Source organism: Mesorhizobium sp. M1423, assembly GCF_040317575.1.
In the GTDB taxonomy this organism is placed as follows: Bacteria; Pseudomonadota; Alphaproteobacteria; order Rhizobiales; family Rhizobiaceae; genus Mesorhizobium.
The window spans coordinates 25,793-37,243 of the sequence record NZ_JAMYKU010000023.1; the positions used below are offsets into that span (position 1 = coordinate 25,793).

7 protein-coding genes and 2 pseudogenes are annotated in these 11,451 nt (G+C 59.5%); 5 read left to right on the plus strand and 4 right to left on the minus strand.

Annotated elements, in window-relative coordinates:
• Positions 1-6 precede the first annotated feature (6 nt).
• The 3 genes from NKG95_RS24940 to NKG95_RS24950 are packed head-to-tail and all read left to right on the plus strand — an operon-like array spanning position 7 to position 2,912.
• Positions 7-927, plus strand: a complete 921-nt coding sequence (locus NKG95_RS24940) for an amino acid ABC transporter permease (RefSeq protein ID WP_352484109.1) — start codon at positions 7-9, stop codon at positions 925-927.
• A complete protein-coding gene (locus NKG95_RS24945; RefSeq protein ID WP_353042818.1) occupies positions 914-1,687 on the plus strand; it encodes an amino acid ABC transporter ATP-binding protein in 774 nt (257 codons plus the stop codon). The genes NKG95_RS24940 and NKG95_RS24945 overlap by 14 nt, the downstream gene beginning before the upstream one ends.
• 43 nt (positions 1,688-1,730) lie before the next feature.
• Positions 1,731-2,912 carry a M20 aminoacylase family protein gene (locus NKG95_RS24950; protein ID WP_353042819.1) on the plus strand — a complete coding sequence of 394 codons (1,182 nt, stop codon included), beginning with the start codon at positions 1,731-1,733 and terminating at the stop codon, positions 2,910-2,912.
• Positions 2,913-3,035: 123 nt separating this feature from the next.
• Here NKG95_RS24950 and NKG95_RS24955 read toward each other — a convergent pair whose 3' ends face one another.
• Together NKG95_RS24955 and NKG95_RS24960 are read right to left on the minus strand one after the other, a co-directional pair.
• A complete protein-coding gene (locus tag NKG95_RS24955) occupies positions 3,036-4,601 on the minus strand; it encodes a hypothetical protein (RefSeq protein WP_353042820.1) in 1,566 nt (521 codons plus the stop codon).
• Positions 4,602-4,761: 160 nt separating this feature from the next.
• Positions 4,762-5,325, minus strand: a pseudogene (locus NKG95_RS24960) (ABC transporter permease); the annotation flags it as partial.
• Here NKG95_RS24960 and NKG95_RS24965 point away from each other — a divergent pair.
• Positions 5,324-5,553 (plus strand): annotated as a pseudogene (locus tag NKG95_RS24965) (superoxide dismutase family protein); the annotation flags it as partial. The pseudogenes NKG95_RS24960 and NKG95_RS24965 overlap by 2 nt on opposite strands.
• Before the next feature lie 154 nt (positions 5,554-5,707).
• On the opposite strand, the gene NKG95_RS24970 reads toward NKG95_RS24965, so the two are convergent.
• Together NKG95_RS24970 and NKG95_RS24975 are read right to left on the minus strand one after the other, a co-directional pair.
• On the minus strand, positions 5,708-7,033 hold the full coding sequence (locus NKG95_RS24970) for an HlyD family type I secretion periplasmic adaptor subunit (RefSeq protein WP_353042821.1): 1,326 nt from the start codon (positions 7,031-7,033) through the stop codon (positions 5,708-5,710).
• Positions 7,034-7,070: 37 nt separating this feature from the next.
• A complete protein-coding gene (locus NKG95_RS24975; RefSeq protein WP_353042822.1) occupies positions 7,071-8,843 on the minus strand; it encodes a type I secretion system permease/ATPase in 1,773 nt (590 codons plus the stop codon).
• Positions 8,844-9,551: 708 nt separating this feature from the next.
• Here NKG95_RS24975 and NKG95_RS24980 point away from each other — a divergent pair.
• On the plus strand, positions 9,552-11,279 hold the full coding sequence (locus NKG95_RS24980) for a hypothetical protein (RefSeq protein WP_353042823.1): 1,728 nt from the start codon (positions 9,552-9,554) through the stop codon (positions 11,277-11,279).
• Positions 11,280-11,451: the final 172 nt, after the last annotated feature.

The window sequence follows — 11,451 nt, forward strand, 5'->3', positions numbered from 1 at the left end:
GCTGCCATGACCGACGCGACCGCTGCCTACGCGTCCGAGGTGCCGCGACGTCCCGACGACGCTCTGCGCGATGTCAAGCGAGCCCACCGGCCGTTTCCGCTTGTCCGGCTGGCGCTCTGGGCGTTCACCGTCGCCGTGGCGGCCGGCTTCGCCTATATCGTCGCGGTCAACCCGAATTTCGGTTGGCCAGTCGTCGCCCAGTATTTCTTCGATCCGACGGTCATGCAGGGGCTTTCCGTAACGCTCGGCCTGACGGTCGTGGCGATGATCCTGGGTATCGTGCTCGGCCTGCTGCTCGCCATCGCGCGCATGTCGAAAGACAGGCTGGCATCTTTTCTATCCGGACTGTTCATCTGGTTCTTCCGGGGAACGCCGCTGCTGGTGCAGCTCATCCTGTGGTACAATCTTTCGACGCTGTTTCCGCGCATTTCCATCGGTTTTGCGAGCTGGAACACCAACGACCTGATCACGCCTTTGACGGCCGCTATCCTCGGTCTGGCGCTGAATGAGGCCGCCTATATGGCAGAGATCATTCGTGGTGGGCTGCTGTCGGTGGACAAGGGGCAGGCCGAAACGGCTGAAGCCTTCGGCATGACCCGCGCGCGGGCCCTGCGGCGCATCATCATCCCGCAGGCGATGCGCTCGATCGTGCCGCCGACCGGCAATCAGCTGATCAGCATGATCAAGGCGACGTCGCTGGTCAGCGTCATCGCCATGGCCGACCTGCTGTACTCCGTGCAGTCGATCTACAACCGCACCTTCGAAATCATTCCGCTGCTGATGGTTGCGGTGCTCTGGTACCTGCTGATCACCTCGGTTCTCAATGTCGCGCAGGGCGCGATCGAACGCCATTACAGCCGCGGCGACCGCGGCGCCCGCGAGAAGACGGCGACCGCCACGCTGGAGGCCGCCAATGAGCGCGCATGACACGCCCTTGGTCCGGGCGCGCAACGTTCACAAGGCGTTCGGCCCGCTCGAGGTGCTGAAGGGCATCGACCTGGACGTCGCGCCTGGCGAGGTGGTGGTCGTTCTCGGACCGTCCGGCTCCGGAAAGTCGACCTTCCTGCGATGCATCAATCATCTCGAGGCGATCGAGCAAGGGGCGATCGAGGTGGACGGCGAGCAGATCGGCTACCGGCTGCACAACGGCCGCCTCGACAAGCTCTCCGATCGGGCGATCGCCGCGCAGCGGCGCAAGATCGGCATGGTGTTCCAGCAGTTCAATCTCTATCCGCACATGACGACCCTGCAGAATGTCATCGAGGCTCCGGTCGGCGTTCACCGGGAGAACCGCAAGGAGGCGATCGGCTACGCCCGCGAACTGCTGACCCGTGTCGGTCTCGCCGACAAGATCGACGCCTATCCGCGCCAGCTTTCAGGCGGCCAGCAGCAGCGCGTCGCCATCGCCCGTGCGCTCGCCATCCGCCCGAAATTGATGCTCTTCGACGAGCCGACGTCGGCGCTCGATCCGGAGTTGGTCGGCGAGGTGCTCGCCACCATGCGCGATCTTGCCAGGCAGGGCTTGACCATGATCGTGGTCACGCATGAGATCGGCTTCGCCCGCGAAGCGGCGGATCGGGTGGTGTTCATGGACGACGGCAATGTGATCGAGGCCGGGCCTCCGGACGAGGTTCTCGCCAAACCCAGGCACCCGCGCACGCGGGCCTTTTTAAGCCGTTTCATCTGACAGAAAAGCCGGCGCCATTACGTGCTCGGGCAAAGGACCCCCCATGCCAAAGACCTCCAACCAGTTCGCCGATATTTCCGACTTCGCCGACAAGGCCGCCGAGCTTGCTGCGGCTCGCCAGCACCTGCACGCGCATCCCGAGCTTTCATTCCAGGAGTACGAAACGGCAGCATACGTTGCCGAACGGCTCGAAAGCTGGGGCTATGAGGTGACACGCAATGTCGGCGGGCTCGGGGTCGTCGGCCGCTTGCGCCAAGGCAGCGGCCGCAGCATTGCCATCCGCGCCGACATGGACGCCTTGCCGATCACCGAAGCGACCAATCTCCCTTATGCCAGCCAAGCCAGCGGCAAGATGCACGCCTGCGGCCATGACGGCCACACCACGATGCTGCTCGGCGCGGCCGAATACCTGGCGCGCACGCGCCATTTCAACGGCACGGTGAACCTCATCTTCCAGCCGGCCGAGGAAGCCGGCAAAGGAAGCGGGGCGCAGGCGATGATCGCCGACGGCCTGTTCGAGCGCTTTCCCTGCGATGCGATTTTCGGGCTGCACAACCATCCGGGCGCGCCGGCGGGTTCCTTCCTGATGCGCGCGGGGCCGCTGATGGCAGCGAGCGATACCGTCACCATCAAGATCGCCGGGCGTGGCGGCCACGCCTCGCGTCCGCACCTGACGGTCGACCCGATCGTCGCTGCCGCCAACATCATCATGACCCTCCAGACGGTGGTGTCGCGCAACGTCAACCCGATCGAGACGGCTGTCGTCACCGTCGGCACCATTCACGGCGGCACGGCCTCCAACGTCATCCCCGAACAGGCCGAGATCACGCTCAGCGTCCGCTCCTTCTCGGTCGAGATTCGCGATAGGCTCGAGCAGCGTATTCGCAGTATCGCAGCACTTGTGGCGCAGGCGCATGGCGCAACCGTCGAGATCGACTACGAGCGCGGCTACCCGGTGGTGGTCAATTCCGAGAGCGAGACGTCCTTTGCGACAGACGTCGCTGTTGAACTCGTTGGTCACGACAAGGTGTCCGTCTGCCCGTTGATCCCCGGCAGCGAAGACTTTTCCTATTTCCTCGAGCACAAACCCGGTTGCTTCCTCCGCCTCGGCAACGGCGAGGATTCAGCCATCCTGCACAGCTCGAAATATGATTTCAACGACGGCAATTTGACCGTCGGCGCAGCGCTCTGGGCTCGACTGACCGAGAGATTCCTGGCCGCTTGATCCATACTTGCGGCTGGGATTGTCGATCGGCCGGTCGACCAGAATTGGGGCGACCGGCCGCGCGACGATGCTCAACGAATTCTCACGCATTCCCCCTCTTCGAATGCGATAAGAGCTTCACTTTCAGACGAACAAAAAGTCACTCGTTGTCAGCGGGCTCGCAAAGTTTGCGAGAGTAACTTGATCGACTCCCGCGGTAATAATGATGTCGGTTCCACTTTGCGCAATTGTGAGATCATCGAACGATTGCACGCCCTCCACGCCACTAAACACGATAGTGTCGCCTTGGGTCTGGCTGAAGTCGTAGATGGTGTTTTGGGTTCCGACCGTCATTGAACCATCGTCCTTGAATATGAATTGGTCTGCGCCGCCCTGAGCCAACTCGCTCAGTTGTCCATCCCCCCACATGTCATTGATGACCGTGCAGCCAGGTGCCGCGCTCCCTGCGTACAGGACATCGTTGCCGCCCTGAGCCGAACCGGACATTTGCAGAGCGTCGCCGCACAGGAAGTTGCGAACTTGGCCGCTTTCGCTGTTCTGGCCCCCGGTAAGAATGTCATTGCCGCCCTGAGCGGAGCCGGACATAGCGCGCGCGTCGCCGGACAACTCGTTTAGAACGTCAGGAAAGGCGCTCTTGTCCCCGCCGGTCAGGGTGTCATTGCCGCCCACAGCGTTGCCGAGCATCGTCACGGCGTCGCCATACCCCACATTATGGGCGGTGCCTTGCAGCACGGCCACGTCATCGCCCCCAAGCGCATGGTCGAACATACTGCCGCCCGCGTCACCGTAGAACGTTACCCGGGACCCACCCACGCTCGTGAAGGTGTCGTTGCCGCCCGTGGCAAAACCGGAAAGATCGCCGCCCGCATCGCCATAGAGAGTTTTGCTCCCGAGATCCCCAAACGTGTCTGTGTAATAGTCGTCGCCGCCCAGAGCATGGCCAGACATGTTGCCGCCGGCGTCGCCGAAGAAAGTGTTGGTGGAAAAGGAGCGGCCCGTAAAGGTATCGTTGCCACCCCTACTGTCGTCCGACATGTCGCCGCCGGCATCGCCGTAGAAAGTGTTGAATGAATCGCTCTTGCCCGTGAAGCTATCGTCGCCGCCCCGCGCATTGCCGGACATGTTGCTGCCGGCGTCACCGTAGAAAATGTTATTGGCTTCTTTCGAGCCCTCGAAGGTGTCGTTGCCGCCCTTGCTGCGATCGGACATCTCGCCGCCTGCATCACCGTAGAAGGTGTGGTCGGCTCCTTGTTTGGTTTGGGTCAGGAAAGTGTCGTCACCCCCATGAGCATGGCCGAGCATGTTGCCGCCGGCGTCACCATAGAAGGTATCGACTACCTGCCTTGCCAATCCACTGTTGAAGGTATCGTTGCCGCCCTTGCTGTGGTCCGACATATCGTCGCCCGCGTCACCATAGGCAGTCGTCGTGGTGGACGAAAGCCCCGTGGTGAAGGTGTCGTCACCGCCCCGAGCAAAATTGAACAAGCTCCGAGCCGCGTCACCGTAGAAGGTGTAGGTCGACGGTGCGGTTTCCGTAAAGGTATCGTTGCCGCCTCTCGAGAAATCGAGCAGGCTGCCGCCGGCGTCGCCGGTCAAGATATTCGTGTTTGGATCGCCTGTGAGGGCGTCATCGATACCCCACTGATGATCTGCTAGATCACCGGTAGTAAAGGGAACGCGTTTAGACATTATCCGCTCTCCTGTTGAGCCTACCCGTCCCATCACAGCCGTACGATGTGAGCCAAGAGCGAGCAATAATCCCGAAGGGCTATGTCGTTAGGCGTAGGGATCGGTAACTCGTCACCGGGGCGCCATTAGCGGCAGCTTCCTGTGGCCGTCCTATTCCCGGCTATCCCAGCCTCGCTCTCGCCTTGGCCGTCCATGCATTGAACAGCCGGTCGGCGACGATGCCGATGAAGGCGATGGCCAGGCCGGCGACGATGCCGCGGCCGGAATCGGCCTTGGACAGCGCGATGAACACCTCCTGGCCGAGATCGCGGGTGCCGACCATGGCGCAAATGATGATCATCGCCAGCGCCATCAGGATGGTCTGGTTGACGCCCAGCATGATCTCCGGCAACGCCAGCGGCAGCTGCACGCGAAAGAAGGTCTGGCGCTTGGTGCAGCCGGAAACCTTCGCCGCCTCGATCAGCGCCGGCGCCACCTGCCGGATGCCGTGCTTGGTGTAGCGGATCGCCGGCACCACGGCGAAGGCGACGGTGGCGATCGTCGCGGTGACGTCGCCGACCCGAAACAGCATCACCACCGGAATGATGAAGCAGAAGGACGGCAGCACCTGCAGCGTGTCGATGACCGCCGTGACGATCTTTTCAAAGCGGTCGCTGCGCGATGCCATCAGCCCGATCGGGATGCCGATCAGGCAGACAATGAAGGCCGAGATGCCGCAGAGAAAAGGCTCGCATGCGGGCGATATGCCAAATCAGCAGATCGGCGCCGACAGCGTTTTGCGTGCCCAGGCTTCAACAGCATGGTCAAGCTGGATGATGGAGAAACGGCGATACGAGACAAGGCATTGATGATCCACGGCGAACAGGACGACTACAAAAGCCAGCCTGCCGGTGATGCCGGAAATCGTCAGGCATGGTCAAACAAGAAAAGGAAAATAAGGCCTGGAGGCTGAGGGTCACAACCCAATCATTCTGAACGATCGGGTTCAGATATTCTCGGACATTTGACGCCGGGAGACGGGACGACGCAGTTGCCCGGTGCAGACCCTTGGCGTCGGAACGAACGTCAACTATTGACGCGCAAAGCAGCCATCATCCTCAGTATACCTATTCTTCGCGAAACGCCTTGCCGAAAGAATCCAGGAAAGGGCGCAGGAGGTAGACCAGAAAGGTTCGGTCGCCGGTTCTGATGAAGGTTTCAACAGGCATTCCAGGATAAATCTGTTCTCGCTTGATCTCCATCGGAAGCTGCTCGTCTATCTTCATCCTTGTTGAATAAAAGGATTGGCCAGTCTTGTCGTCGACGACGCGGTCGGCCGATATGTAGATGACCTTTCCACGCACTCGCGGCGTAATCCGTGCATTCAGTGCGCTCAACATCATATGCGCTTCCTGCCCCAGCCTGATCGAGTCGATGTCGTGCAAAGAGATGCGTGCCTCGACAATTAACTCATCAGTGGTCGGCAGCAGTTCCATTACGACTTCACCAGGCCGGATAACCCCACCCTCGACATTATATAATGAGTGAACCACGATCCCGTCGGTCGGAGCCTTCACAATCGTCCGTTGAAGAACGGATTGGGCAGCGTCGATCTGTTCTTCGAGGTCGGCCAGTGATGAGCGGACCGTATTCAGCTCACTGACGGCCTCCTCTACTCGCGATGTCGTTAGTCTCTCGATTTGTTGACTGGCCTCCGCAAGTTGCGTTGCAGTTCCAGCGATCTGCGATTCTATCGCCCCAGCCTGACCGACAAGCGAAGCACTGGTTCGCAAGAGTTCGGTATACTCGCTGCGGTTCGTCAGGCCTTTTTCGAGCAATTGCTTCTTGCGCTCGGCTTCTTCTCGCACGATCGTCAACTGTTCTTCAGAAGCCTTCTTTTGCGCCCGAAGCCCGGTAACGGATTCCTTCAAAGTTTCGATCCGCTGCCGCAGAATTTCCTGCTCGGCATGATAGCGCGCCAGACGTGCCTCAAATTCCTTTCGTTGCTGGGCGATAACATCCTGGACATCGAGTCCGCCCGATGGACGCTCCAGGTCAGGAGGCATGTCGATTTCGGACAGTCCGTCGCGCTCAGCTTCAAGCCTCGCTGCTTTGGCTCTTTGAGATATCAACTGTTTGACAAGACGGTTGACCTGCGTCTCAGCGGCTGTTGCGTCGATAGCGAAAAGCGAGTCTCCCTTCTTGACTCGGTCGCCTTCCTTAAAGTGGATCTTTCGTATGACTCCGCCTTCGAGATGTTGGATCATGATGTTCTTGCCGGCGGCGGCAATAACACCTGGCGCAATTGCCGCGCCGGCTATGGGCACCGTGGCTGCCCACACGCCAAATCCACCAATGAGAGCGATTATCGCAGAGTAGCCGGCGATGGCGATCTTCCCGGTGTGCGTGGGAATTTTTCTATGCCAGTGGAAACTTTCAGCTTCGTTTTGCATACATGTCCTTTGGGCAGCCGAGCCGAAACATCGTGGCTCAGTTCTGCAGGCGAGGCGGTGTCGATTGACCCAGCAAGCCGCGGCTTTCGTTCGCCGTCCCAACAGGGGAATTTGCAGCCGCAGACTGCGTCATGAGTTTGTTTTGTCCTTGAGCCAATCGGTGCAGCACATCCTGGGCAGGGCCGTATAGCTCGATCTGTCCATCTCGAAGCATCAGTATTCGATCGCATTTCGCAGCAAGTGACGGGCGATGCGTGATGAGCAGAACCGTTCTTTTGTCTGAACGGGCATCAAGGATCGCGCGCTCGAGGGCAGCTTCACCTTCTGAGTCCAGATTTGCGTTTGGCTCGTCGAGCACAAGAATTCTCGGGCCGCCGAAAAACGCGCGGGCTAGTCCGATACGTTGTCTTTCTCCGCCGGAGAGCCTCACTCCCATGGGGCCAATTACCGTTGCGTAGCCGCCGGGAAGACCGAGCACCAACTGGTGCACCTGAGCGCGTTCTGCAGCTGCAATGATCTCCTGATCGAACGGATCAGCTTCAAACCGTGAAATATTCTGGCCGACCGTTCCGGGAAAGAGTTCCACTTCCTGCGACAGATAGCCGAGATGCTTACCGAGTTGGTCCGGCCGCCAGTTCTGGATATCAGCCCCGTCTATCCGCACGACGCCAGAGCGAGGCTTGATAGCGCCGACTAGCAATCTCGCAAGCGTCGACTTGCCTGCCTGGCTGGGTCCGATGATGGCAACGCACTCGCCGGCGTCGACGGAAAAACTCAGCCGCTTGATCAGTGGAAGACCGCCGGGGTCGGTGTTGGGCAGGAAGTAGACGACCTGGTCGAGCGTCAGCGCGCCAACCGGCGCGGGTAGGTTTACATCGACGGGCCACTCGCCAGAAACCTGGTTTTGCAACGCGATGACACGTTTACAGGCCTGGCCGGTTTCAGCGATTTGCCGCCAACTGCCGACGATCTGGTCGATGGGTTGCAGTACGCGCGCCGAGATGATCGAAGCCGCGAACATCATGCCCGCCGTCATTTCGTCAGCCAGGACCAGATAGGCGCCGACGGCAAGCGCGGCCAGTTGCAGCAAGATGCGGATCGTCCGTGACAGACCGCCATAAAACGCATTGTTTCGGGCGACTTTGTCTGACGCGCCGAGCGACTGTGCAAAGCGATCGCCCCAGAACTCGATGATGCTGGAGACCATCCCAAGCGCGCGCACGGTTTCAAAATTGCGCGCAAACGTCTGTGCCGCATTCATCGTGGCGGCGAGCGTGTCGCCAGCCTCCCTGCCGCTCCGGCTTGTAGCTGCCTGATTGAGCAGGGCGATGATAAGCATGGTGACCACACCGATAAGCGTGATCGCAAACAGCAATGGGTGAACAAAGTAGAGCAGAACGAGGAAAAGCAGCCCGAAAGGCAAATCGAAGAGGAAAAACAATAAACGCGAGGCAACGAAGGTGCGGATTGTCGCCAGGTCGCGCAACGGTTGGACGTCGCCGAGGCCGGCTCCCGGACCATTCATCGCCGCGAGAAATGCCGCAGATCCCATTCGAGCGTCAAAGCGTGCAGCCAGCCGGTTTGCATAAAGCGACCGAACTATTTCCAAAATCCCAAGGACCGCAAGTCCGGTGATGGAAAACAGCGACAGATAAACGAGAGTGTTCATGCTCGACGACGGCAGAACCCGATCGTAAATCTGTAGGAGATAAAGCGGAGGTACGAGCAGCAATACATTGACGGCAGCGGAAAACATCCCGATCTCGAACAGGCTTTTCGATAACGGCAGGCTGCCGCTCGATGTCGACATTCCCCATCCTTTCCGAAGTAACGCTGGTTTCCAGACGATCGAAATCTACATCATGATGACCTAATATATCGCTTTGCGCCAGAGCGCTGTCCCATGCGGGCTCCTTCTCTTAGCCAGCGCGCGTCCCTGAAATAGAGGTAAGGAGTCGAGGCATGGTGAACGGCGGATACATCGTCACTAGCTTTGGAGTGACGTGCCGCGGGCAGGCGACCCGTTTTGGGTTGGAGGTGTCGGCAAATAGGGCCGTCCCCACGGATCCTCGGCGTCGGAGCAGCCCTTCTGGCAGGCCCGTTTCCTGGTGCTCGGAGATCGCAATTCGACTGCGGTTGCGTCAGAGGATTTCACCGTCTCCGGATGATCCTGTCCTAATCTGCATCAGCTCGCTGGCCTTTCTGACAGAAATGCCGGGCAACGTCGTCGGCCCGTGGAGCGGCGTGCCTCATTCAGGTTGAGCATGAACTCGGTGCCGAGAACTTCGGAAGTTCGCCCCTCGAGTGTTTCACGTTGTAGAAGAGAGCTGGTTTGCGCTCCATCAGCATGCCCCTGCGGTAGCCCGTTTGTTGCTCTGGTCAATAAACGGGCCCGCCGCGCGGTGATGAGCCACCGCTTCTTATTCCCCGAGACTAGTCCTTCATGATTATTGCTCGCTCCAGCTTGGCAGCGTAAGGCTGTGAATGGGTCGGGTAGGCTCAAACAGGAGAGCGTAGGATGTCTAAACGCGTTCCCTTTACTCCCGGTGATCTTGCACATCATCAATGGGGCACCGATGACATCCTCGCAGGCGATCAAACTATAAATATCTTAATCGGCGATGCTGGCGGAAGCCTGTTCGATTTCTCGAGGGGCGGCAACGACACATTTACGGAAAACGCACCCTCGACCTACACCTTTTACGGTGACGCGTTTGGCAGCATGTTTAATTTTACTCGCGGCGGTGACGACAGCTTCACGGCGTCGAGCTCCTCCACCACCACCGCTTACGGTGACGCGGGCAAGGATATGTCGGACCACAGCAAGGGCGGCAACGACACTTTCACGGGCGGGTCCCTCAACACTTTTTACGGTGACGCCGGCGGCAACATGTTCGGCCATGCTCAGGGCGGCAATGACTCGTTCAGGGTCGAAGGCGGGTCCCTCAACACTTTTTACGGTGACGCGGGCGACGATATGTCGGACCACAGCAAGGGCGGCAACGATACCTTCACCAGCGGCGGGAGACAGGTAGAAAACACTTTCTACGGTGACGCCGGCGGCAACATGTTCGGCCATGCTCAGGGCGGTGACGACACTTTCCTGACCCAAACCCACCAAGGAGCCGACCACACCTTCTACGGTGACGCAGGCGGCGAGATGTCCGATCACAGCAAGGGCGGCAACGACACCTTCCAGGGCTCCAAAGAAGCCAATAACATTTTCTACGGAGACGCCGGCAGCAACATGTCCGGCAATGCGCAGGGCGGCGACGACAACTTCACGGGCACGTCCGACTCCAACAACACTTTCTACGGTGATGCCGGCGGCGACATGTCGGACGACAGTAGGGGTGGCAACGATACCTTCACGGGCCGCTCCTTTTCCACCAACATTTTCTTCGGGGACGCCGGCGGCAACATGTCTGACCATGCCCAGGGCGGCGACGACCATTACACAGACACGGGTGGGGCGCTCGGGCGCGAGACTCTCTATGGCGATGCGGGCGGCGATCTTTCCGGTTTTGCCAAGGGCGGCAATGACACCTTCACGAGCACGGGTGGGGGCCGGGTAACTTTCTACGGTGACGCGGGCGGCAGTATGTTCGACCATGCGCTTGGGGGCGATGATGTGGCCGTGCTGCAAGGCACCGGCCATAATATGGGGTATGGCGACGCTTTGACGATGCTCGGCAGCGCTGTGGGCGGTAATGACACCCTGACCGGCGGAGACAAGAGCGTCTTTCCTGATGTTCTAAACGAGTTGTACGGCGACGCATTCGCTATGTCGGAGTCCGCCACGGGCGGCAACGATATTCTTACCGGCGGCCATATCAGCGAAAGCGGCCAAGTCAGTAACTTCTTGTGCGGCGACGCTCTGCAAATGTCCGGTTCGGCTCAGGGCGGCAACGATGTCCTGTACGCAGGGAGCGCGGCACCTGGCTGCACGGTCATCAATGACATGTGGGGGGATGGACAACTGAGCGAGTTGGCTCAGGGCGGCGCAGACCAATTCATATTCAAGGACGATGGTTCAATGACGGTCGGAACCCAAAACACCATCTACGACTTCAGCCAGAGCCAAGGCGACAGCATCATGTTTAGTGGTGTGGAGGGCGTGCAATCGTTCAATGATCTCACTTTTGCCCAAAGTGGAACTAGCACCATCATTACCGCAGGGGTCGATCAAGTCACTCTTGAAAACTTTACGGGCACGCTGACGGCGGATGATTTTTTGTTCACCTAAGAGCGAGACCCTTTTCGCTCTGATGCTTCATCACCGGTCAGCGGCGATGCTATTCGAAGGGCGAAATGCGATGAGTGTCGGTCGAAGCATGTAGGGACTGAGGCATTCAAACTATAGAGCAAATTCGCCGGCTTCATTCGCGGGCGTACGCGAACATTCATCCTTAGAACCG